This is a genomic window from Mesorhizobium sp. M1027 (assembly GCF_040318745.1).
GTDB lineage: Bacteria > Pseudomonadota > Alphaproteobacteria > Rhizobiales > Rhizobiaceae > Mesorhizobium.
Map to the genome: position 1 here is coordinate 148,648 of NZ_JAMYMW010000001.1, position 21,524 is coordinate 170,171.

Consider the following 21,524-nt stretch of genomic DNA (forward strand, 5'->3'; position numbering starts at 1 on the left):
CGCTGATGCGGGTAGAGTGCCACTGACTTTCAACCAAAACTATCCAGGAGCTCATGCTCGCACGCCTGTTCGTGATCTTCGGTGGGCTTCTTGTGCTGGTGCTGTGTGCGGCGCTGGTGGTGCCGTACTTTGTCGACTGGACGGGTTACCGTGCCGATTTCGAGCGCGAGGCGAGTGCCGTCCTCGGCCGCAAGGTGACTGTGCAAGGCGATGCGACGGCAAGGCTGTTGCCGTTTCCCTCGGTGACCTTTTCCAACGTCGCCGTTGCCGGTGGCCCCAACGGCCAGCCGGCGATGACGGTCGAAACCTTTTCGATGGATGCAGAACTCGCGCCATTCCTGCGCGGTGAAGTGCTGATCTTCGACATGCGGCTGGTGCGGCCGAAGGCGACGATCGACATCGCCGCCGACGGCACGGTCGACTGGACGATACGGCCATCCTCGCCCTTCGATCCCGGTCAGATTTCCATCGAGAAGCTGACGGTGACGGAAGGACAGATCGCGCTCAGCCACGCCGCCGGCGGGCGCAGCCATCTTATTTCCGAGATCAACTCAACGATCTCGGCCAAGTCGCTGGCCGGCCCCTGGCGGCTGGACGGCTCATTGTTGCTGGACGGGTTGCGGACCACGATCGCCGCTTCTACCGGCAAGGCCGAACCGGACGGGCAAATGCGGCTCAGGCTCAAGGCCGATCCGGATGCCTATCCGCTGGTCATCGAGACCGACGGCAATGTGGGCCTCGTCGAGGGGGCCGCCGTCTATTCGGGCCAGTTCAAGATATCGGGCGCAGACCGGACCGCGGCGCGGCCGCGCGGCACCGGCGGCGAGGCGCTGAAGGTCAGCGCCGGCAAACCGGACCCGGGCTTCAGGCTGAACGGCAAGTTTTCGCTCGACCACCAGAAGCTCGGCGTCGACGAATTCCGCTTCGAGACCGGGCCGCTCGACAATCCCTACACCGCCGACGGCAAGGCTGCGGTCGACCTTGGGCTGAAGCCGCATTTCTCTATCGAGGCCAATGGCGCGCAGGTGCAGTTCGACGAGGCCGTCGGGGCGGCGGCCGGGGCCGGATTGACGCTGTCCGAACGGGTGGCGGCGCTCGAGCAGGCGCTGCTCGATCTGCCGAAGCCGACCATACCGGGCAAGGTCGAGGTGAAACTGCCGGCGGTGGTCGCAGGCGACACCACGGTTCGCGACGTGCATCTGTCCGCCGAGCCGGCCGAAGGCGGCTGGGCGGTAAAATTGCTGGCCGCCACGCTGCCCGGCCGCGCCAAGCTGGAAGCCAATGGCTTGGTCAGCGTCGAGGACCATTTCGGTTTTACCGGATCGCTGCTTCTGGCGGTGGCGCAGCCCTCCGGCTTTGCCGCCTGGCTGTCGAAGGACGTCGACGAGGCGATCCGCCGTTTGCCGGCCGCGGGCTTCAAGGCCAAGGTGGATTTGAGCGAAAAACACCAGGCCTTCAGCGATCTCGAACTCATCCTCGGCAAGGCGAAGTTCTCCGGCCGCATCGATTCCAACCAGCCCGACGAAACCCGTCCATCGGTGCTGATGCAACTCGAAGGTGGCGAACTCGACGTCGATGGGCTCGCTGCCTTCGCCTCGATCTTCGTCAGCGACAAGGGCGCCAACCGCTTTTCCGATCGCGACCTCGATTTCCAGATCAAGGCCGGGCCGGTCAGCGCCGGCGGCTTGACCGCCGATAGCGTCGATACTTCACTTAGATTGCGTGAGGGGCTGCTTGAGATCGACCGCCTGTCGGTCGGCGGACTTGCCGGCGCCTCGATCAGCGCCACCGGCCGGATCAAGGATTTCCCGGCGAGCCCGACCGGCAAGCTCGACGCCTCGGTGGTCGCCGTCGACCTCAAGCCGCTGATCGACGTCGCCGTCCAGCATTATCCAGATAATGCGGTGCTGAAGTGGCTGGCGGAGCGCGCTGCTGCCTATCCCGAGCTGTTCCAGGATGCGCGTATCGACGCGGTCACGAGTGCCGCAGACAATGGCGATGGTACGACCGGACTGGCCATGAGCGCACAGGGCAAGGCCGGTGGCTCGGCCTTTTCGGCGTCGTTGTCCGGCAAAGGGGCGCTCGACCGGCCTCTCGAAGCGCCGGTGACGCTGACCTTCAACGCAAGGAACGCCGACGCCACCGCGCTTCTGGCGCTTTACGGTCTGCCGGCGCTGCCGCTCGGCATGCTCGGCGAGGCGACCACCGACGTCTCGGCCAAAGGCACGCTTGGCGGCGGCCTGGCGACACGATTCAGCCTGGCCGGCAATGACTTCAAAGCTGGTTTCGACGGGACAATTGCCGACACGCCTCAGGGCGCGGCCGCCAAGGGCAAGGTCAGCCTTGAAACAGCCGACATCTCGCCATGGCTGATGACGACCGGCGTCGGCCTGCCCGGCATGGAGACCGGCATGTCGACGTCGCTTGCTGCCGATGCCGACTACGGCAATGGTCTCCTGGTGCTGAGCGGGCTCAGCGGCGCCGTCAACGAAGCGGCGGTTTCCGGTGACGTAAATATCGACATCAAAGAGGGACTGCCGCATCTTGCCGGCGCGCTGTCGCTGGACGAGCTGGACCTCGATCCGATGGCGGTGATGCTGTTCGGCGACCAGGCTTTCCTTGTCAATGACAGGACCTGGCCGACGGCACCGTTCAGCCAGAAATCCAGTCTGCCATTTACCGCCGATCTCGATCTGACGGCGGCGTCGCTTGCCGCTGGCCCGCTTGCCACCGCCTATGACGCTGCGCTTTCGCTGCAGCTCGACCAGGAGGGCATCCGTGTTTCCGACCTCAAGGCAAAATTCCTCGGGGGCGAGTTGAGTGGCCTGTTCGAGCTCAAGAACAATGACGGCACCGGGCTTTTCTCCGGTCAGATGAAACTCGCCGGCTCCGATTTGACAGCTGTGCTGCCGGAGGCCGGCATCAGCGGAAGCGGCGATTTCTCGACGGCGCTTTCGACCAGCGGCAAATCGGTCGACGCGATGGTCGCGGCGCTGTCCGGTTCCGGCACGGCGACGCTGAAGGGTATGACTATTGCCGGCTTTAATCCCGATGCCTTTGGCGCATTTATTGCCAAGGCCGACGCGATCGGGCGCGATATCGACGCGTCGAAGACTGCCGGCTTTGTGCCGCAGATCGCCGCGGCGGGCAGTTTTCCGGCGCAGGACACCGATATTGCCTTCACCATCGCCGGCGGCACGCTGAGGGCGCCGCCGGTCAAATTGGAAAGCCCGGGCGCGACGCTGTCCGCCGACATCACCGCCGATCTGAACACCAGCACCGTCGATGCCAAGGGCGAGATCGCCTATCGGCCCGGCGATGAGGCGCTGGTCGGCTCCGAACCGATTTTGAATTTCAGGGTCGACGGTCCGTTCGGCGCCACCAAACGGCAGTTCGACAGCGAGCCGCTGGCCCAGTTCCTGACCCAGCGTGCGCTGGAAAAGGAGCAGCAGCGAGTCGAAGCCATGCAAGCCGCACTGCTCGAGAAACAAAGGCTGCGGCGTGAGGTGCGCTACTACGCTGCCCTGCAAACCGAGCGTGAAAGAGCGGCGGCGGAACGGCGCAAGCAGGAGGAGGAAGCGGCGCGGCTGAAGGCTGAGGCCGACGCCAGGGCAAAGGCCGAAGCCGAGGCTCAGGCCCAAGCCGAAGCGGAGGCGAGGGCGCAGGCTGAAGCCAAGGCAAAGGCCGAAGCGGACGCCAGGGCAAAGGCCGAAGCTGAGGCGCAGGCCCAAGCCGAAGCGGAGGCCAGGGCGCAGGCCGAAGCCAAGGCGAAGGCGGATGCAGCGGCGAAGGCCGAAGCCGAGGCGAGGGTGAAAGCCGAGGCGGCTGCAAAGGCCAAAGCGGATGCCGAAGCCAAAGCCAAGGCGGCGCAACAGGCTGCCGAGGAAGCAGCGCAGGCCGAAGAACAGCAACGCCAGAGGGCGGAAGAGGCGTTGCGGATCGCCTCGGAAGAGAAGGCAAGGCTCGACGCCGAACGCAAGGCCGCGGCGGAGCGAGCGGAACGGGCGCCACCGGCCACAAATAACGTGCCACCGCCAGTGCAGCCCCCGCCAAAGCTCAAGTTCGATCCCTCGTCGATCGACGATTTGCTAAAATCGCTGAATGGCGGGTGACGGCGCATCCCTTATGTGTCGCGTCCAGCAAGCAAGCGCTTGAGCATCGGCTCGATCCGCCCGAGTTCGTCGAGATGAGCGGCTGACAGATCGGCGAGACTGTCGTCGGCGCGCTCGGTCAGCCGCAGCAGCACGCGGCGGTGGTCCTCCTCGTCGTGGTCCCTCGCGACGAGCCCGGCTTCGCAAAGACGGTTGACCAATTCCACTGCGCTGTGATGGCGGATGCGCAGGCGCTCCGCGAGGTCGCCAATAGTCACCGGCCCTCCGCCGGGAAACCCTTTGATTGCAAGCAGGGCCTGATGCTGGCGTGGTGTCAGGCCGGCTTCCTGCGCCTGGATCTGGCTGAATTCGAGAAAGCGGCGGATCAGGTAACGAAATTCGGACAGCCTCTGGTAATCGGCCGGCCCGATCGTTGCGCCGCGCTTTTGTGGCTTCGAAGTGTCTGCCATCGAATCCTTTCCGACAAAGCCGCAAACGGCCTTGAACATTTATATCGTGTTACGATACAGAGCGCACCAACATGGCTCGTGCCCGCCATCATCGGTGGCACGGCCAGCGACCCATCCGCAAGTCGGCACGCCGCCAGAAAGCAAGGTTTGCAAATGAAGTCCGATCACGCCAACCCCGGCCATCTGCGCGATTTTACCACCGATGCCCGGGTGCTGCTCATTGCCGGCATAGCGGTGGTGGTGGCGACGGTGGGGCTGTTTGCCGGCATTGCCCTTTTGAAGCTGATCCGGCTTGCCACGAACATCGCCTATTTTGGCCAGTTCACGCTCGCCGACCTGAAACTGCAGGATACGCCGCTTGGCTATGCCTCGGTATTTGTTCCGGTCATCGGGGCATTGATCATCGGTGTGATGGCTCGCTTCGGAAGCGAAAAGATTCGCGGCCATGGCATTCCCGAAGCCATCGAGGCGATCCTGCTCGGACGCTCGCGGCTCGACGCCAAGGTGGCGATCCTGAAGCCGTTGTCGTCGGCAGTCTCGATCGGCACCGGTGGGCCATTCGGCGCGGAAGGGCCTATCATCATGACCGGCGGCGCCATCGGCTCGCTGATCGCGCAGATGCTGCCGGTCAGCGACAATGAACGCAAGACGCTGCTGGTGGCGGGTGCGGCGGCCGGCATGACCACCGTGTTCGGAACACCGATCGCTGCCATCATGCTTGCGGTGGAATTGCTGCTCTTCGAATGGACGCCGCGCAGCTTCATTCCCGTAGCGGTCGCCGCGGTTATTGCCGAGGTCGAGCGCACCATGCTGCATCTGCCGGGGCCGATCTTCCCGTTTCAGGGCGGCATGGAGGTTTCATTTCCAGGCCTTGCCGGCTGGGTGCTGGTCGGCATGGCAGCCGGGCTGCTATCGGGGTTCCTGACCCAGATGGTCTATGCCTGCGAGGACGGTTTCCAGAAGCTGCCCATCCACTGGATGTGGTGGCCGATGCTCGGCGGCCTGGTGGTCGGCATTGGCGGGCTGATCGAGCCGCAGGCGCTCGGCGTCGGCTATGACAATATCGCCGACATGCTGGATGGCCGCACCATAGCGACCGCTGCGCTCACCCTGCTGGTGGTGAAGGCGATCATCTGGTCGGTCGCACTCGGCTCGGGAACGTCGGGAGGTGTGCTGGCGCCGCTGCTGATCATGGGCGGGGCGATGGGCGCGGTCCTCGCCGGCTTCCTGCCGGCCGCCGATCCGGGCTTCTGGGCGCTGCTGGCGATGGCGGCGACGATGGGCGGCACCATGCGTGCGCCGCTAACCGCCACCTTCTTTGCGGTCGAACTGACCGGCAACACCCATGTCCTGGTGCCGCTGATCGCGGCAACTGCCACTGCGCATGCGGTGACCGTGCTGTTGATGAAGCGTTCGATCCTCACCGAAAAAATCGCACGGCGAGGGCATCACATGGTTCGTGAATACCGTGTCGATCCGTTCGCCCTGACCAAGGTGCGCGAGGTGATGACCAGCGAGGTCGAGAGTGTGCCGGCGACAATGACGCTGCACGGCGCGGCAGCGTTCCTGACGGCGCCCGAGACACGGCATCCGAGCTTTCCGGTCGTCGATGAAGAGGGCCACGTGCTCGGCGTCATCGACCCGCCGGCGATCCTGCGCTGGAGGCGCGCCGGCAAGCACCGCACGACGACGCTTGGCGAACTGCTGGCCGGCAGCAAGGTCACGCTGGCCTATCCGGATGAGTATCTCGAGGGTCTCTCCGACAAGCTGCTGATGGCGAACGTGTCCCATTTGCCGGTCGTCACGCGAGAAAATGCCCGGCTGGTGGGCTATGTCGGCTGGAAGGACCTGATGCGCGTCAGATCGAAGAAACAGGCCGAAGAACGCGACCGCTCGGCTTTGCTGGGCTTCCGTATCCGGCGCAGGAAACAGGATAGCGTTGCCTGAAGGCTAAAACTTGCCGCGCTTGGCCCAATCCAGCACATAGAGCCTGAGCGCCGAGGAGAGGTTCGCATCGCGCGGGCGGCTCTCGTCGATTTCGGCGACAAGGGCGGCGAGCGTCAGTTTTCGCACGGCCGCAATAGCGATCAGGTCGTCGTAAAAAGGCTTTTCGAGCGAATAGCTGGTGCGGTGGCCGCGAATCGTGACCGAGCGCTTTTCGACCGGGCTCACGCGACGATCCTATTCACATTCAAGCATCGGATTTGTCCGAATCGCCCGATTTTTCGCGGCGATGGCCGGCGACGAACTTATCGGCCTTGTCGGCGATCAGGCGGTCGCGATCCCGGCTGGTTTTGGAACGGCCATGCAGCGCCCGGTTTTGCTCGGCCAGGCGCTCCTTCTCGGTTCGCGCCTTCTGCTTGCGTGCCTGACGGAGATTGACGATCTCGGCCATGTCACGCCGCCCGTCGGGTCATTTCTTGCGGAAGGCGTCGAGCGACACCACGTCGGCGCCCTTGGCACCGGCGTCCGCCGCGGCAGGCTTCTTTTCCACCTCAGCGTTTTTCTTCTTCGTCTCAGGCTTTTTCTCGGCGACGATGGCCAGCGGCTCGGGAGCAGGCTTGGTCTTTGTCTCCTGTTCCGCCGGGGTATCGGTCTTGACGTCGAATTCGAGCTCGAAGTTGACGGATGGATCGTAAAAGCCGCGCACTGCCGAGAACGGGATTTCCAGTTTCTCCGGCACGTCGGAAAACGACAGCCCGACTTCGAAGCCGGTGTCGCTCACCTTCAGGTCCCAATACTGGAACTGGATGACGATGGTCATCTGTTCGGGATAGCGCTCGCGCAACCGTGACGACACGCGCACGCCCGGAGCGCCGGTGAGAAAGGTGATGAAGAAGTGATGGTTGCCCGGGAGACCGGTGCGCGCGACCTCGGCCAGGACCTTGCGCATGACGCCGCGCAACGCCTCCTGGGCCAGAATGTCGTAGCGGATGTGGTCGTCGGCCATGTGGCTGTCGGGTTCCGTTGAATCGTCCTGATAGCTGTAATCAAGCTTGAGCGCGGCGTAAACCGGATATAGATCGCCTGCGTGCGGAAGCGAAGCCCATCGGCGACGATTTGATCGTCAAACGGCTTTGATCGTCAAGCGCTGGCGAGCGCGCCCTGTTTACCAGCCACAGGCCGCCGCTTGCCGAAGGCGCGCAGGAAGGCGCGCACGCCATTTGTCGCCGACTGCACCACCTCGTCCTCGGTCGGTGTGCCGCCGAGCATGAACGTCGTCTGCAACTCGGCATTGGCAAGCGCCATGAACTGGCGCGCTGCGACGTCGGGATCATCGATATCAAGGAAGCCGGCATGAGCGAGGCGGGCGAAGCGGGCGGCGATCGCCGGCCATGTCCTGCCCGGTCCTTCTTCGCGCCATTCGGCGAACAACTCGGGATAGCGCCCGCCCTCGGTCTGGATCAGCTTGCGCAGGAATTTGCCGTCGCGGTTGCAGATGCAGTTGTGATTCATCCGCACAGCAAAAGCGATGAGGTCGGCCTCGAGATCCTTCGGCTGATCGGGAAAAGTGGAAATCGTGGCAAAGATGCCGGCGTTGCAACGTTCGGTGAGGTCGCGGACGATGGCAACGAAGAGTTTTTCCTTGTCGCCGTGATGATTGTAGATGGTCTGGCGGGAGACGCCGGCTTCGGCGGCAATCATGTCGATATTGGCACCGGCGAAGCTTTCGCGGCAGAAGACCGAGGTGGCGGCATCGACAATCGACATCCGCTTGGCCTCATGGCCCCGTGGCGGGAAAATGTCAGGAGAAACGTTGGCCTTCATGCAAAACTATATAGAGGTGGTTGACGAATTAGACAAGCCTGTCTAAATTTGTGGACTGCACGAAGGGAGTTTCGTTCCGCAGAAGAGTCGGAACTCCATGGGATGGAACGTCCTAGGGTTACGCGCCGGTCCTCGGCGGCAACCAGAATTCGAAAGAGCCTGCTATCATGAACGCCAAATTCCTCCGCATTGCGGTCGTGCTCGGCCTATTGTCCGCGATCGGCCCGTTTGCCATCGACATGTATCTTCCGGCCCTGCCGTCAATCGGCGAGGATCTGCAGGCCGGCACTGCCGCGGTGCAGATGAGCCTGCTGATCTTCTTTCTTTCCATGGGCTTCGGCCAGATCGTCGTCGGACCGATCTCCGACATGGTCGGCCGCAAGCTGCCGCTCTACGGCGGCCTGGCGCTGTTCATGGTCGGCGGCGTCGGCTCGGCGCTGGCTCCCTCGATCGAATGGCTGATCGCCTTCCGCTTCCTGCAAGGGCTCGGCGCCAGCGCCGGCATGGCCGTACCGCGCGCGATCGTCCGCGACCTGCATACCGGCACCGAGGCCGCCAAGTTGATGTCGCTGCTGATGCTGGTGTTTTCGGTCTCGCCGATCCTGGCGCCGCTGACCGGTAGCCAGATCATCGAGAACTTCGGCTGGCGCGCCGTGTTCTGGACGGTGACGGGCGCGGCCGTGCTCGCGACCATCCTGCTGGCGACCTCTCTCAAGGAGACGCGGCCGGTCGAAGAGCGCGCCGGTTCGTCCTTCGGGACGGCACTTTCCGGCTACCGCTTCCTGATGGGCGACCGCAACTTCCTTGGCCTGACGGCCATCGCCGGCTTCGGCATTGCGAGCTTCTTCGTCTATCTGTCGAGCTCGTCCTTCATCCTGATCGACCATTATGGTCTGTCCCCTTCGGTTTACAGCGTGTTCTTCTCGATCAATGCGGTTGCCTTCATCGGCATGTCGCAGCTGACCGGGTTGCTATCGGAGCGGTTCGGGCTGCAGCGCGTGGTGCGCGTCGCGGTGACCGGCTATGCGACGACGATGGTGGTGCTGTTTGCGGTGATGGCATCGGGTGTCGACCGGCTCGACGTAATGGCGGCGCTGCTGTTCATCGGCTACGGCTTTCTCGGCCTGGTCATCCCGACAACGTCGGTGCTGGCCATGGAAGAGCATGGCGAGATCGCCGGCACCGCTTCGGCGTTGATGGGCACGCTGCACTTCGCCATCGGCGCGGTCGCCATGGGCGTCGCCGGCGTGTTTTTCGACGGCACGCCGCTGCCGATGGTGGCGGGCATCACGCTGTGCGCGGCGATCTCCTTCACACTGGCCAAGATAACGCTCGGCCGCAGCCGGGACGTTGCGGAAGCGCCGGCGGAGTAAGCTTCACCTATCGAGACAAAAAGGCCGGGCGATGTTCCCGGCCTTTTCACGTTTGCGGTCCCGGTTCAAAGCAGCCTATGCCTATACGACGGGTTCAAGACATGCAGCTTAGACATCTCAAGACCTTCGTGGCGGTCGCCACCACCTTGAACATCACGCGCGCCTCCGAGCGGGTTCATCTTGCCCAATCGAGCGTGACCGAACAGATCCAGGCGCTGGAAGCCGATCTGGGCACGTCGCTGTTCGACAGGTCACGGCGTGGCTTGAAGCTGACGGCGGCAGGACAGCGCCTGCTGGACTACGCAAACGATCTCCTCGACCTTGCGGACGAAGCCCGTTCCGCTGTCGCCGACGCGAGCGGTACGGTTGCCGGTCGCCTGACGGTCGGCGGCCTGGAGACGCTTTGCTCGACATGCTTGCCTGCTTTGCTGGGGGAATTCCATCGGCGCCATCCCGATGTGGAACTGGACCTCAGGGCGAACGATAGCAGTGGGTTGCGTGCCGGCGTGACAAGCGGGGCGCTGAACGTATCGTTCCATTTCGGAGCCGTCCCGGCGGCGGCGCCGGAGCTGCGAAGCGAGCAGATAGCCGAGGAAGAGCTCGTCGTCATAATGCCGGCAAATCACCGGTTGGCCGGATATACTGCCATAAGGTCCGACGACCTGGCTGACGAGGCCTTCCTCGTCACCCAGCCCGGTTGCGTCTATAGGCGGATGTTCGACGAAACGTTTGCGGCAACATTGCCTGACCGTCCAAAACTCGTCGGCGAGTTCGCCAGCATGGGTGCGATACGGGGCCTTGTTGCAGCTGGCCTTGGATGCGCGCTGGTTCCTCGTCTCGTGGCTTCCGCGGCCGATGCCAATATCGTCGTGTTGCCTTGGGTCGGAAGCAGCCCGGTGACGCCGGTCACCATGGTATGGCGCCACCGGCGCATTCAAGCGCCGGTGTTGCGGCTGTTCCTCGCAATGGTTCGCGAAATTTGGCCATTGCTAGACCAGCCGCTGGCCACCATCGACATGAAGCACCGTTCCGGTGATGAAGCCGTTATGCATCAGGGACGTGATGGCGTGGGCAATGTCGGCTGCCTGCCCGATCCGGCCGACGAGCAGGCGCTTTGCCATGCCGTCCAGCGCAGCCGTCTTTCCGCTGCCGGCGACGGCATCCCAAATCGGCGTGTCGACCCAGCCCGGGGAGACGACGTTGACGCGGATCGGCGCCAGTTCGACGGCAAGCGCGTAGGCGAGTGAGCCAAGGGCCCCATTAACGGCTGCCACCACCGAACCTTTCGCCGCCGCACGATAGGCGGCGATGCCCGAGGTCAGCGTGATCGATCCCCTGGGCGTCAGACGAGGCGCGCCATGTTTGGCAAGAAGAAGCGGTCCGACGACCTTGGAATCCATCACTTTCCGCGCCAACGAGATGTCCATCTCGGGAAGCAATACATAGACGCCGGTGACGTCGGCGGCGGTCGAGACGATGTGGTCGAGCGTACCGACATCCTGGAACAGGCGTCGGACCTCGTCCTCGCTTGTGACGTCGGCTGCGATCGTCCTCAGCCTTTCCGGGTGAGGCAAGCGCTGCCGTGCGGCCGACAACCGGTCCTGGGAGCGGCCGACGATCGTAACCTCAGCGCCGGCGGCAAGCCGCTGTTCGGCCAGCGAAAGCCCCATGCCGGAACTGCCGCCAACGATCAGGATGCGTTCGTGTTTTGGTGTGGTTTCCTGGTTCATCTTGTCTCCATCAGGTAGCTCGCCGGGCATGACCACACGCGGCGAGAACCTGAGGCCTTGTCCCGCAAAGGCATGAGAGAAGGGAAACGGGAAGATACGAATGCTGCCATCGGAGGTTCCGATAATGGCAAGCCCTTGGGCTTTCGCCTCAGCCTGAGACGCCTCAGCCTGAGACGTTGATGAGACATTCGCCGGCGCGATCGATGCGGTCAGCCAGGGATTGGTATAAACGCCGCGGCGCCTTGGGTCTGTCAGGGCGCATAAAAAAGCCGCCGGCCAACCTGCAGCTGCGCATATCAAAAAGGGAGAAATGGAGGTTTCTGTTGCCAGGTACCTCCGAACCCCGCCTAGAAGTGCGAACCACTAGGGCTTGAATTGAAGCTATCGCACCGCTTACGCGGCGAGACGTGCTTCCGCATAGTTGTCGTTGGCAACTATAAGTTTAGCCCGATAACGGTGGTACAATGCCGGGCAAAAGTACGATCTTTACACCTTCGTCGATCCTATTTCGCCCCCAGCAAAAGCCGCTCCTGAGCAGCGGTTTTTGGTGGAGGCGCCGGGTACCGCCCCCGGGTCCGAACGGCTTATTTCATCGCCTGTTTATCGCCATAGTCGGTCGAGCCGACGAAGCGAATATAGGGACTGGCGGTGGAAAATGAAAGGCCGGAATGCCACTTTCGTCCGTACCAAAGTGGATCATGAAGGGTTGACTTGCAGCCGGTCTCAACCGAAGCTTTGTGGCGGTGGGGAGACCTAGCGCATACTTGCGGCAGCGCGCCACAATCCTCATCAACCGGATCCCGTGGCGCCGACGAGGGGAAATTCGATGGCCGATTATCTTGCAGACGTAAAGAAATATGATGCGGCGGCGGATGCCGACGCGGTCGCCAAGATCGTCAAACATCTGGGCATCGCGCTCAGGAACCGCGATTCCTCGCTGGTGTCCTGCACCGACCCGGAGGAACTGAAGCGCGTCAGGAACAGCTGGGTCGCCGGCAAGCTCGGCGTCACCGACGGCGCCAAGGCAGATGCGGCTATCGAAAAGGCCTGCAAGGCGATGGCGGCCGACAACAGCAAGAGCCGGGTGACGTTCTATTACCTTGTCGCCAGGGATCTGGGCATGCTCGGCTCGCTCTGAGCAACCTCGCCGCTGATGCTGGTGATGCTTCTGCTGGAATCGTCTCGCTTTGCTGTGTTCGGCCGACGGTCATTCGGCTATGATGGCTGACAACCCGAATCGGACCGGAGCCGATGCGCCAGTATCTCGATCTTCTGAAGCATGTGCTGGAAAACGGCGCTGATCGCGGCGACCGTACCGGCACCGGAACGCGCTCGGTATTCGGCTACCAGATGCGCTTCGACCTGGCCCGCGGCTTTCCGGTCACCACCACCAAGAAGCTGCACCTGAAGTCGATTGTCCACGAGCTTTTGTGGTTCCTGGCCGGCGACACCAACATCAAATATCTCAACGATCACGGCGTCTCGATCTGGGATGAGTGGGCCGACGAGAACGGCGATCTTGGCCCGGTCTATGGCAAACAGTGGCGGTCGTGGCCGGACGGCCATGGCGGCGCCATCGACCAGATTGCGAATCTTCTGAAGGAGATACGCAAAGATCCTAATTCGCGGCGGCTGATCGTTTCGGCGTGGAACCCGGCCGAGGTGGAAGCCATGGCGTTGCCGCCCTGCCACTGCCTGTTCCAGTTCTATGTTTCGGAAGGCAAGCTTTCCTGCCAGCTCTATCAGCGTTCGGGCGATATTTTTCTCGGTGTGCCGTTCAACATCGCTTCCTATGCGTTGCTGACGCTGATGGTGGCGCAGGTGACCGGATTGAAACCCGGCGATTTCATCCACACGCTCGGCGATGCGCATCTTTACTCGAACCATTTCGAGCAGGCGCGCGAGCAATTGCGGCGCACGCCCAAGGCGTTGCCGACGCTATGGATAAACCCCGAGGTGAAGGATCTCTTTGCCTTCCGCTTCGAGGATTTCCGGCTCGACAACTATTTCGCCGACGCGACGATCAAGGCACCGATCGCGGTTTAGCACCCTACCTGACCGTCCCTATCGAAATTGCCTACTGCGGCTACGCCCTTGGGCGTTGTCAGCATTCAACTTGATCGGCCGACGTCGACCTGACGCAATCCCTGGTCGCTGTTTTTATGCAATATTTCCTTCGGCCTCGATACCGCTGTATCCAACGAAGATTATCGCAGGCCAGGAAAACCTCAGCCCAGAAGACCGTGGCCGGTAAAGAACCTTTCCTTGTTATGTTCACATGGATATATCGATAGACGGCTTCGGGCGATCCGGGACGAGGAGAGTTTCATGCTGACGCGCAAGGGTTCGACGACGATTGCCAAAGTCGGTCTCGCCGCCATGCTGATGGTCGTGGTGCCGGCGGCCTATGCCGATAACAAGGTGGTCGTGTTTGCCGCGGCGAGCCTCAAGGAAGGGCTCGACGCCGTCAACAAAGCCTGCGAGGCCGACGTCGGCGAGGTGGCAACCATTTCCTACGCGGCGAGCTCGGCGCTGGCCAGGCAGATCGAAAGCGGCGCGCCGGCAGACGTGTTCATCTCGGCCGATCTCGACTGGATGAGATATCTTTCCGACAGGAAGCTGACCAAGCCCGAAACCGAAGTGAAACTGCTCGGTAACCAGATCGTGCTGGTCGCGCCGCGGGATTCCAAGGTCGAGACCAGGATTGAAAAGGGGTTCGCTCTTGCCGGGCTCGTCGGCGACGGCAAACTTGCCATGGGCGATGTCAAGGCGGTGCCGGCCGGCAAATACGGCAAGGCAGCCCTCGACTCGCTCGGTGTCTGGTCTTCCGTCGAAGGCAAGGTGGCGCAGGCCGAGAATGTCCGCGCCGCTCTAGAACTGGTATCGACCGGCGAGGCAGCACTCGGCATCGTCTATGCCACCGACGCGCATGCCGAGCCCGGCGTGAAGGTGATCGGCACTTTCCCCGCGGGTACCCATCCGCCAATCATCTATCCAGTCGCCCAGCTTGCGGATTCTAAGAGCAAGGATACCCCGGCATTCCTAAAATGCCTGCAATCCGCCAAGGCTGGCGAACTCTTCAAGGCGCAAGGTTTTACCGTGCTCGCGCCGAGCAATTAGGGCAACGCGCTGACGTATGAACTGGCTGCTGGATCTTACTCCCGACGAATGGAACGCGGTCCGGCTGTCGATCAAGGTGGCGACCGTGGCGATGATCGCCAGCCTGCCGCCGGGCGTAGCAATCGCCCTCGTGCTTGCCCGCGGCCAGTTCTGGGGCAAGACGCTGCTCAACGGGGTGGTGCATCTGCCGCTGATCCTGCCGCCGGTGGTGACCGGCTATTTGCTGCTTTTGACTTTCGGCAAGCGCGGTCCGGCCGGGGCTTTCCTGGCCGAGCATTTCGGCATCGTTTTTTCCTTTCGATGGACGGGCGCCGCGCTCGCCTGCGGCGTAATGGGTTTTCCGCTGATGGTGCGGGCGATCCGGCTGTCTATCGAGGCCGTCGACCGCAAAATCGAGGCGGCCGCCGGCACGCTCGGCGCCAATCCGCTATGGGTATTCGGCACGATCACCCTGCCGCTTATCCTGCCCGGCCTGATCGCCGGTGCGATCCTCTCCTTCGCCAAGGCGATGGGCGAATTCGGCGCGACGATCACCTTCGTCTCCAACATCCCGAACGAGACGCAGACGCTGCCGTCGGCTATCTACACTTTCACGCAGGTTCCCGGCGGCGACGCCGGAGCGCTCAGGCTGACGCTGATCTCGATCGTCATATCGATGGCGGCACTCGTGGCCTCGGAAGTGCTGGCGCGGCGTGTCGGCCGGCGGATGGACATCGAATGACGGTTCAGGTCGACATCAGCCACCGGCTTGGCGGTTTCGCCGTCAATGCCCGCTTCGAGAGCGCCGGGCGGCTGACTGCGCTGTTCGGGCCTTCCGGCTCCGGAAAGACGACGCTTATAAATTTGATTGCCGGGCTGATCCGCCCCGACAAAGGCCGTATCGCGGCCGAGGGCCGCGTGCTGGTCGATAGCGACGCCGGCCTGTTCGTGCCGAAACACAAGCGGCGGATCGGCATGGTGTTCCAGGATGCGCGGCTGTTTCCGCATATGAGCGTGGCGAGCAATCTGCGCTACGGCCGTTGGTTCACGCCGGCTGCCGAGCGCTACGCTGATATCGATGGCGTGGTCGAACTGCTCGGCATCGGTCATCTGCTCGACCGGCGGCCGGCAAAACTCTCCGGTGGCGAGAAGCAGCGCGTGGCAATCGGCCGGGCGCTGCTTGCCAGTCCGAAATTGCTGCTGATGGACGAGCCGCTGGCGTCGCTCGACGAGGCGCGCAAGGCCGAGATCTTGCCTTATATCGAGCGGCTACGCGACGAGACAAAAATTCCGATCGTATATGTCAGCCACTCGATCGCCGAAGTGGCGCGGCTGGCGAGTGACGTCGTGGTGCTGATGCAAGGCAAGGTCGCCGCTTCCGGTCCGACCGGAGCGATCATGCAGCGGTTGGATCTATTGCCGGCCGAAGAGCGCGGCGAGGGCGGTGCCGTGCTGGATACCGCGGTTCTGCGCCACGACGAAGCCTTTGGCATGACGGTGCTAGGCTCATTGGCGGGCGAGATCCGGGTGCCGCTTCTGGCAACGCCAGTCGGTGCGCCGGTGCGCGTCCGCATCCGAGCCCGCGACGTGATGATCGCCACCGAGCAGCCGGTTGGCCTCAGCGCGCTCAACATATTGCCGGGCACGATCGTGGCGATAGAGCCGGGCGAAGGGCCTACGGTCGAGATTGGCCTCGACTGCAATGGCGCAACCGTGCTTGCCCGCATCACCGAAAAGTCGCGGCAGACGCTGGGGCTCCGGCTTGGTCGACAGGTCTTCGCCGTGGTCAAGACAGTGAGCTTCGACCGGGCGAATACCGGCACCGGCTTGCCGGCCGAGGCGGATGGGTGAACGGCCGATGATTCGCTATATCGTTTGGGAATAGCGGTATCGCTGCAGAACTTGTAGAATAGCGTGACCGCGGAGGAGCAAATGCCGTCGCTGAGTTTGCGGATAAATCTCGATCCGGATGGCCGCATCGGGCCGGGCAAGATCGAGCTTCTGGAAGAGATCGCCGCCTTCGGCTCGATTTCGGCCGCGGCACGCGGCATGGAGATGTCCTACAAGCACGCATGGGATCTGGTCGAAGATATGAACCGGGTGTTCGGCAAGCCGCTGGTTGCGGCACAGACGGGCGGCAAGAAAGGCGGTGGCGCCCAGTTGACGTCGGTCGGGCTTGCTGTGGTCAGCCGCTTCCGCGCCATCGAGCGGGCTGCGTCTTCAGCAGCGGCGGCGCATATGGAGGCGCTGCAGGCCGAGATCGACGCTGCGTGAACTCGGCGGAATTCATGCCGCGCTCGATCCCTGCTACTCCTCCGGCTCGCCCGGCTTGCGCAGCAGATAGGTGTCCATGATCCAGCCTTTTTTCCGGCGGGCCTCGTCACGGGTGCTCACGATCTTGTCGCCAACGTCGCCAATCCGGCCCGAGATGACGATCTCGTCGGGGGTGCCGAGATAGGCCCCCCAGTAGACGGTGACGTCCTTGTCGTCCAGCGTGTTGAAGGCGCATTTGCCGTCCAGCATGACGATGGTGCTGCCGGCGTTTTCGGGCAGACCTTCCTCGGTGAGCCGGCGGCCGGTGGTGATCAAAATGGCGTCGCCAATTCGGTTCAATGCCATTTTGTGGCTGGCGGCGAGTGCCTGGATGGCGGTGATGCCAGGGACGACCTCCAGCTCGAACGCGATATTGCCTCTGAGGCGCACGCGATCCAGGATGCGCAGCGCGCTGTCGTAGAGCGATGGATCGCCCCAGATCAGGAAGGCGCCGCAGCCATCTTCGGGGAGTTCGTCGCGGATCAGGCCTTCGTAGATCACGGCGATCGCTTCGTGCCAGTCGTCGACGGTCGAGCGGTAGGAAGGCGCCGGTTCGGCGCGCACCGGCACCTCGAATTCGACACGGCGCGAGTTCGGATTAGTGACGAAGCGGTCGCAGATCTGGCGGCGCAATTCGGCGAGATCGCTCTTCTTGGCGCCCTTGTCGGGAATGAACAGCACGTCGGCCCGATTGAGGCCGTTGATGGCCTGGACCGTTATGTGCTCCGGATTGCCGGCGCCGATGCCGATGACGAGAAGCTTGCGCATGGGCCAACTCCTGCCCGATCGGAACCGGTGTGTCCAGACCGACACGACATGCCGGCAGGCGCCGGCGCATTTGCCGAAAGGCTTTGAAACGCCACATTGAACAGCTAGAGTCATGTTGGCATTCTCGCCGGGGGAGTCTCCATGTTCCGTTACGTCCTGACCGCAGCCTTGGCGCTCTCGGCTACGCCTGCGCTCGCCAATGATTCGGTCGCCGAACTCGGCACTGGTGGGCTGATCCTTTCGCGCAGCGATGCGGTGGCGATGGAAAGCGAGGATCTCTACATCTCGCCGGAAAAGGTGACGGTCGACTACGTCTTCCGCAACAACACCGACAAGGATGTCAATGCGATCGTCGCCTTCCCGATGCCCGACATCGAAGGCGACCCCGAAGAAATACCGGCAATTCCGGACGCGCAGAGCGATAATTTCCTCGGCTTCGAAGTGACGGTCGACGGGGTGCCGGCAAAGCCGCAGCTCGAGCAGAAGGTGTTCGCGCTCGGCATCGACATCGGCGCTGACCTGAAGGCGCAGGGCGTGCCGTTCTATCCGTTCGGCGATGCGGCCAAGGCAGCGCTGGCAAAGCTGCCGCAAGCGGTCACCGACGACTGGGTCAATCGCGGCATCATCATCGAGGACACCGCCGACGACGGTTCGGGCATGAAGACCGTCTATACGCCGTTCTGGCAATTGCGCTCGACCTATTGGTGGCGCTCGACCTTTCCGGCCAACAAGGCGGTCCATGTCTCGCATCGCTACAAGCCGAGCGTCGGCGGCACCTCCTCGGTCAGCTTCTTCTATGACGGCCAGTTCCAGGGCCAGTATGCCGCCTACAAGACACGCTACTGCATGGACGATGCCTTCGAGAATGCCGTGCGCAAGGCAGCCAAGGACGATCCCGACGGCTACCCCAAATATTTCGAGAACCGCATCGCCTATATCCTGACCACGGGCGGCAACTGGGCCTCGGGAAACATCGGTACGTTCAAGCTGACCGTCGACAAGGGCGATCCGAAGAACCTTGTCTCGTTTTGCGGCGAAAACGTCAGGAAGATCGGACCGACCACGTTCGAGATGAAGGCGCAGGACTTCTACCCCGAGCACGACATCGACATATTGCTGCTGGAGCCATCCGATGGCGGGAACGGCGGCTGATGGATCTCGCGATTTATGTCGCCATCGCCGAGAACGGCGTGATCGGACGCGAGGGTGGGTTGCCGTGGCGGCTTTCCACCGATCTCAAGCGGTTCAAGGCCGATACGATGGGCAAGCCCATCATCATGGGTCGCAAGACCTATGAAGGCATCGGCCGGCCATTGCCGGGCAGGCTCAACATCGTGGTGACACGAGACAGGGCATGGCGCGCCGAGGGCGTCGAAGTCGCGCACTCGATCGAGGACGCGATCACGCTGGCGACGGTGCGCGGGCGCTGCATGGCCGGCGCCGACGAGATCTGCGTCATCGGCGGCGGGGAGATCTACGCTCAGGCGCTGCCGTTGGCTGATCGGCTGCACGTGACCCATGTTCTGGCCACGGTCGAAGGCGATGCCCATTTCCCGCCGATCGATCCGGCGCGGTGGCGGATCGTCCGCTCGCAAGACGTGGCGGCTGGCGAAAAGGACAGCCATGCGACGCGCTATTCGGTTTACGAGCGGCGGCGCGACGTGCATTGAAGACGACAAAGGATCGCGACAGGTCTAAATGGACCCAAAAGGCGGACAGTGGCGGCAGCCGATCGCGTTGAAAGCGTGCCGTTGCATCCCTATAGAAGAATAATATTGGATTTTGCGCCGGTGAGCCGGCGCTTGAGGGAATTCCAAGCGAAAGGACACCCATGCCCTGGAACGACAAGAGCGGCGGCGGCGGCCCGTGGGGCGGCGGCAACAATCAGGGGCCTTGGGGTCAGGGACCCAAGGGACCCAGCGGCCCACAAGGCTCGCCTCCCGATCTCGAGGATATCATCCGGCGCGGGCAGGACAGGTTGCGGCGCGCGCTGCCGGGCGGCGGTGGCGCGAGCCCGGCCGTGTTCGGGCTGATTGCCGCGGCGCTGGTGGTGCTATGGGCGTTCAAGGCGGTCTACACTGTGCAGCCCGACGAAGTTGCGGTCGAGCTCAGGTTCGGCAAGCCGAAGGCGGAGCTCTCGCAGCCTGGCCTGCATTTCCATTGGTGGCCCATCGAAACGGTCGAGACCGCCAACATCGCCGAGCAGCTTGTCAGTATCGGCGGCGGCAGTTCCAGCGGCAATGGCCTGATGCTTTCCGGCGACCAGAACATCGTCAACGTGCAGTTCTCTGTGGCCTATCAGGTCTCCGACCCTAAGGCCTATCTGTTCGACGTGTCCGACCCGGACGGCATGCTGCAGCAGGTCGCCGAAAGCGCGATGCGCGAAGCGGTCGGCCGGCGCCCGGCGCAGGACATTTTCCGCGACGACCGGCAAGGCATTGCAGCGTCGGTGCGTGAGATCATCCAGACGACGCTGGACGGCTACAAGGCCGGCCTCAACGTCAACGCAATTTCGATCGAGGACGCCGCGCCGCCGCGTGAGGTGGCAGACGCGTTCGACGAGGTGCAGCGGGCCGAACAGGACGAGGACAAGTTCGTCGAGCAGGCCAATCAGTATTCCAATCAGAAGCTCGGCCAGGCGCGCGGTGCGGCCGCACAGATCCGCGAAGACGCGGCCGCCTACAAGAACCGGGTCGTGCAGGAGGCCGAAGGCGAGGCGCAGCGCTTCATCTCGGTCTATGACGAATATGCAAAGGCGCCGGAAGTGACGCGCAAGCGGCTCTACCTGGAGACGATGGAGAGGGTGCTGAAGGATTCGAGCAAGGTCATCGTCGAGCAGGGCAATGGGCAAGGGGTGGTTCCCTACCTGCCGCTGCCGGCATTGCAGCAGAAGGCGCCGGCACCGGCCACCGGAGGAAACCAGTGATGGCCAACCGTCTTCCCGTCATTGCGGTCATCGCCGCGGTCATCCTGTTCCTGCTCTATTCGTCGGTCTTCGTCGTCAATGCGCGCCAGCAGGCGCTGGTGCTCAGGTTCGGCGAAATCGTCGACGTCAAGAACCAGCCGGGCATCTATTTCAAGGCGCCATTCTCCTTTTTCGATGCCGACACCGTGCAGCTGATCGAAAACAGGGTGCTGCGCTTCGACCTCGACAACATCCGCGTCCAGGTCTCGGGCGGCAAGTTCTATGAGGTCGATGCCTTTATCGCCTATCGTATCTCGGACCCGCGTGTGTTCCGCGCCGCGGTCTCCGGCCAGATCGAACTGGCCGAGGCCCGGCTGAGGACGCGTCTCGACGCCGCCTTGCGCCGCGTCTATGGCCTGCGAGACTTCGAGGCGGCGCTCTCGGAAGAGCGCGCCGTGATGATGCGCGAGGTGCGCGATCAGCTGAGGCCCGATGCCACCTCGCTTGGCCTGCAGATCGAGGATGTCCGCATCCGCCGCACCGATCTCACGGCCGAAGTTTCGCAGCAGACCTTCGACCGCATGAAGGCCGAACGTCTCGCCGAAGCCGAGCGGCTGAGAGCGCGCGGCAACGAAGCAGCGCAGCGGATCAGGGCTCGCGCCGACCGCGAAGTGGTGGAAATCGTCGCCGAAGCGCAAAAAGAGTCTGAAATCCTGCGTGGTGAAGGTGAAGCCCAGCGCAGCGCCACGTTTGCCGGTGCCTATCAGCGCGATCCGGCCTTCTTCGATTTCTATCGGTCGATGAATGCCTATGGCACGGCGCTGAACAGCACCGGAACGACAATGGTGCTGTCGCCGAATTCCGAGTTCTTCCGCTTTTTCCGCGACCCGGACAGCAAGGAAACGCCTGCGGCACCGGCGGCACCACCGCCTGCCGCTCCCGCCGCACCGGCGGCACAGCCAGGCACCGGCCAGTAGGGCCGGTGCAGGGGCGCCGGCGTAACGGAG

20 protein-coding genes, 1 other RNA gene and 1 pseudogene are annotated in these 21,524 nt (G+C 63.2%); 14 read left to right on the forward strand and 8 right to left on the reverse strand.

The window, feature by feature from the left end:
• Positions 1-53 precede the first annotated feature (53 nt).
• Positions 54-4,112 carry an AsmA family protein gene (locus NKH50_RS00645; RefSeq protein WP_352875986.1) on the forward strand — a complete coding sequence of 1,353 codons (4,059 nt, stop codon included), beginning with the start codon at positions 54-56 and terminating at the stop codon, positions 4,110-4,112.
• 11 nt (positions 4,113-4,123) lie between these two features.
• Here NKH50_RS00645 and NKH50_RS00650 read toward each other — a convergent pair whose 3' ends face one another.
• Positions 4,124-4,561: a MarR family winged helix-turn-helix transcriptional regulator gene (locus NKH50_RS00650; RefSeq protein ID WP_352622738.1), complete on the reverse strand. Its 438-nt coding sequence runs from the start codon at positions 4,559-4,561 to the stop codon at positions 4,124-4,126.
• A 153-nt stretch (positions 4,562-4,714) separates the two neighbouring features.
• Here NKH50_RS00650 and NKH50_RS00655 point away from each other — a divergent pair, with 153 nt between their 5' ends.
• On the forward strand, positions 4,715-6,508 hold the full coding sequence (locus NKH50_RS00655) for a chloride channel protein (protein ID WP_352875989.1): 1,794 nt from the start codon (positions 4,715-4,717) through the stop codon (positions 6,506-6,508).
• A gap of 3 nt (positions 6,509-6,511) precedes the next feature.
• Here NKH50_RS00655 and NKH50_RS00660 read toward each other — a convergent pair whose 3' ends face one another.
• From NKH50_RS00660 to NKH50_RS00675, 4 genes are all read right to left on the reverse strand, one after another.
• Positions 6,512-6,733 carry a ribbon-helix-helix domain-containing protein gene (locus NKH50_RS00660; RefSeq protein WP_254818946.1) on the reverse strand — a complete coding sequence of 74 codons (222 nt, stop codon included), beginning with the start codon at positions 6,731-6,733 and terminating at the stop codon, positions 6,512-6,514.
• A gap of 19 nt (positions 6,734-6,752) precedes the next feature.
• Positions 6,753-6,956 carry a DUF4169 family protein gene (locus NKH50_RS00665; RefSeq protein ID WP_352739953.1) on the reverse strand — a complete coding sequence of 68 codons (204 nt, stop codon included), beginning with the start codon at positions 6,954-6,956 and terminating at the stop codon, positions 6,753-6,755.
• Between the two features lie 18 nt (positions 6,957-6,974).
• Complete coding sequence (locus tag NKH50_RS00670; protein WP_352875993.1) at positions 6,975-7,511, reverse strand: SspB family protein; 537 nt, start codon at positions 7,509-7,511, stop codon at positions 6,975-6,977.
• 134 nt (positions 7,512-7,645) lie between these two features.
• Complete coding sequence (locus NKH50_RS00675; protein WP_352875996.1) at positions 7,646-8,329, reverse strand: TetR/AcrR family transcriptional regulator; 684 nt, start codon at positions 8,327-8,329, stop codon at positions 7,646-7,648.
• Between the two features lie 167 nt (positions 8,330-8,496).
• Between NKH50_RS00675 and NKH50_RS00680 the strand changes: the two genes are divergently transcribed.
• Positions 8,497-9,702: a multidrug effflux MFS transporter gene (locus tag NKH50_RS00680; RefSeq protein WP_352875998.1), complete on the forward strand. Its 1,206-nt coding sequence runs from the start codon at positions 8,497-8,499 to the stop codon at positions 9,700-9,702.
• 101 nt (positions 9,703-9,803) lie between these two features.
• Positions 9,804-10,619 (forward strand): annotated as a pseudogene (locus NKH50_RS00685) (LysR family transcriptional regulator); the annotation flags it as partial.
• Between the two features lie 72 nt (positions 10,620-10,691).
• Here the strand turns inward: NKH50_RS00685 and NKH50_RS00690 are convergent.
• Both NKH50_RS00690 and ssrA read right to left on the reverse strand, forming a co-directional pair.
• A complete protein-coding gene (locus NKH50_RS00690; protein ID WP_352876001.1) occupies positions 10,692-11,432 on the reverse strand; it encodes an SDR family oxidoreductase in 741 nt (246 codons plus the stop codon).
• 309 nt (positions 11,433-11,741) lie between these two features.
• Positions 11,742-12,097: a transfer-messenger RNA gene (gene ssrA, locus NKH50_RS00695) on the reverse strand.
• 161 nt (positions 12,098-12,258) lie between these two features.
• Here ssrA and NKH50_RS00700 point away from each other — a divergent pair.
• The 6 genes from NKH50_RS00700 to NKH50_RS00725 all read left to right on the forward strand — a co-directional run bounded on the left by NKH50_RS00700 (position 12,259) and on the right by NKH50_RS00725 (position 16,805).
• The gene (locus NKH50_RS00700) at positions 12,259-12,570 is read left to right on the forward strand and encodes a DUF2853 family protein (protein ID WP_254818940.1); all 312 of its coding nucleotides are present in this window, start codon (positions 12,259-12,261) and stop codon (positions 12,568-12,570) included.
• A gap of 113 nt (positions 12,571-12,683) precedes the next feature.
• Complete coding sequence (locus NKH50_RS00705) at positions 12,684-13,478, forward strand: thymidylate synthase (protein WP_352876004.1); 795 nt, start codon at positions 12,684-12,686, stop codon at positions 13,476-13,478.
• Positions 13,479-13,760: 282 nt separating this feature from the next.
• Complete coding sequence (gene modA / locus NKH50_RS00710) at positions 13,761-14,552, forward strand: molybdate ABC transporter substrate-binding protein (protein WP_502906826.1); 792 nt, start codon at positions 13,761-13,763, stop codon at positions 14,550-14,552.
• Between the two features lie 16 nt (positions 14,553-14,568).
• Positions 14,569-15,273 (forward strand): molybdate ABC transporter permease subunit, encoded by a 705-nt coding sequence (gene modB, locus NKH50_RS00715; RefSeq protein WP_352799572.1) that lies wholly within the window; start codon positions 14,569-14,571, stop codon positions 15,271-15,273.
• Positions 15,270-16,382, forward strand: coding sequence for a molybdenum ABC transporter ATP-binding protein (gene modC, locus NKH50_RS00720; protein ID WP_352475329.1), 1,113 nt, complete (start codon positions 15,270-15,272; stop codon positions 16,380-16,382). The genes modB and modC overlap by 4 nt, the downstream gene beginning before the upstream one ends.
• A gap of 81 nt (positions 16,383-16,463) precedes the next feature.
• Entirely contained in the window at positions 16,464-16,805 is a 342-nt protein-coding gene (locus NKH50_RS00725; protein ID WP_352876007.1) for a winged helix-turn-helix domain-containing protein, read from the forward strand.
• A gap of 33 nt (positions 16,806-16,838) precedes the next feature.
• Here the strand turns inward: NKH50_RS00725 and cobF are convergent, their stop codons facing one another.
• On the reverse strand, positions 16,839-17,612 hold the full coding sequence (gene cobF / locus NKH50_RS00730) for a precorrin-6A synthase (deacetylating) (RefSeq protein WP_352876010.1): 774 nt from the start codon (positions 17,610-17,612) through the stop codon (positions 16,839-16,841).
• A 141-nt stretch (positions 17,613-17,753) separates the two neighbouring features.
• Here cobF and NKH50_RS00735 point away from each other — a divergent pair, with 141 nt between their 5' ends.
• The 4 genes from NKH50_RS00735 to hflC all read left to right on the forward strand — a co-directional run bounded on the left by NKH50_RS00735 (position 17,754) and on the right by hflC (position 21,494).
• The gene (locus NKH50_RS00735; protein ID WP_352876013.1) at positions 17,754-18,764 is read left to right on the forward strand and encodes a DUF4424 domain-containing protein; all 1,011 of its coding nucleotides are present in this window, start codon (positions 17,754-17,756) and stop codon (positions 18,762-18,764) included.
• The gene (locus NKH50_RS00740; protein ID WP_352876016.1) at positions 18,764-19,282 is read left to right on the forward strand and encodes a dihydrofolate reductase; all 519 of its coding nucleotides are present in this window, start codon (positions 18,764-18,766) and stop codon (positions 19,280-19,282) included. Before NKH50_RS00735 ends, NKH50_RS00740 begins: the two co-directional genes overlap by 1 nt.
• Positions 19,283-19,443: 161 nt before the next feature.
• Complete coding sequence (hflK, locus tag NKH50_RS00745) at positions 19,444-20,538, forward strand: FtsH protease activity modulator HflK (protein ID WP_023676693.1); 1,095 nt, start codon at positions 19,444-19,446, stop codon at positions 20,536-20,538.
• Entirely contained in the window at positions 20,538-21,494 is a 957-nt protein-coding gene (gene hflC, locus NKH50_RS00750; RefSeq protein WP_352505642.1) for a protease modulator HflC, read from the forward strand. The genes hflK and hflC overlap by 1 nt, the downstream gene beginning before the upstream one ends.
• The last annotated feature ends 30 nt before the right edge of the window (positions 21,495-21,524 follow it).

Excerpts from the sequence above, each read along its gene's own strand:
- NKH50_RS00655 (WP_352875989.1), top strand. The coding sequence starts at position 4,715 with ATGAAGTCCGATCACGCCAACCCCGGCCATCTGCGCGATTTTACCACC.
- NKH50_RS00735 (WP_352876013.1), top strand. The coding sequence starts at position 17,754 with ATGTTCCGTTACGTCCTGACCGCAGCCTTGGCGCTCTCGGCTACGCCT.
- NKH50_RS00665 (WP_352739953.1), bottom strand. The coding sequence starts at position 6,956 with ATGGCCGAGATCGTCAATCTCCGTCAGGCACGCAAGCAGAAGGCGCGA.
- NKH50_RS00650 (WP_352622738.1), bottom strand. The coding sequence starts at position 4,561 with ATGGCAGACACTTCGAAGCCACAAAAGCGCGGCGCAACGATCGGGCCG.
- modB (WP_352799572.1), top strand. The coding sequence starts at position 14,569 with ATGAACTGGCTGCTGGATCTTACTCCCGACGAATGGAACGCGGTCCGG.
- modC (WP_352475329.1), top strand. The coding sequence starts at position 15,270 with ATGACGGTTCAGGTCGACATCAGCCACCGGCTTGGCGGTTTCGCCGTC.
- NKH50_RS00700 (WP_254818940.1), top strand. The coding sequence starts at position 12,259 with ATGGCCGATTATCTTGCAGACGTAAAGAAATATGATGCGGCGGCGGAT.
- NKH50_RS00680 (WP_352875998.1), top strand. The coding sequence starts at position 8,497 with ATGAACGCCAAATTCCTCCGCATTGCGGTCGTGCTCGGCCTATTGTCC.
- NKH50_RS00670 (WP_352875993.1), bottom strand. The coding sequence starts at position 7,511 with ATGGCCGACGACCACATCCGCTACGACATTCTGGCCCAGGAGGCGTTG.
- NKH50_RS00705 (WP_352876004.1), top strand. The coding sequence starts at position 12,684 with ATGCGCCAGTATCTCGATCTTCTGAAGCATGTGCTGGAAAACGGCGCT.
- NKH50_RS00725 (WP_352876007.1), top strand. The coding sequence starts at position 16,464 with ATGCCGTCGCTGAGTTTGCGGATAAATCTCGATCCGGATGGCCGCATC.
- modA (WP_502906826.1), top strand. The coding sequence starts at position 13,761 with ATGCTGACGCGCAAGGGTTCGACGACGATTGCCAAAGTCGGTCTCGCC.
- hflC (WP_352505642.1), top strand. The coding sequence starts at position 20,538 with ATGGCCAACCGTCTTCCCGTCATTGCGGTCATCGCCGCGGTCATCCTG.
- NKH50_RS00740 (WP_352876016.1), top strand. The coding sequence starts at position 18,764 with ATGGATCTCGCGATTTATGTCGCCATCGCCGAGAACGGCGTGATCGGA.
- cobF (WP_352876010.1), bottom strand. The coding sequence starts at position 17,612 with ATGCGCAAGCTTCTCGTCATCGGCATCGGCGCCGGCAATCCGGAGCAC.
- NKH50_RS00675 (WP_352875996.1), bottom strand. The coding sequence starts at position 8,329 with ATGAAGGCCAACGTTTCTCCTGACATTTTCCCGCCACGGGGCCATGAG.
- hflK (WP_023676693.1), top strand. The coding sequence starts at position 19,444 with ATGCCCTGGAACGACAAGAGCGGCGGCGGCGGCCCGTGGGGCGGCGGC.
- NKH50_RS00690 (WP_352876001.1), bottom strand. The coding sequence starts at position 11,432 with ATGAACCAGGAAACCACACCAAAACACGAACGCATCCTGATCGTTGGC.
- NKH50_RS00645 (WP_352875986.1), top strand. The coding sequence starts at position 54 with ATGCTCGCACGCCTGTTCGTGATCTTCGGTGGGCTTCTTGTGCTGGTG.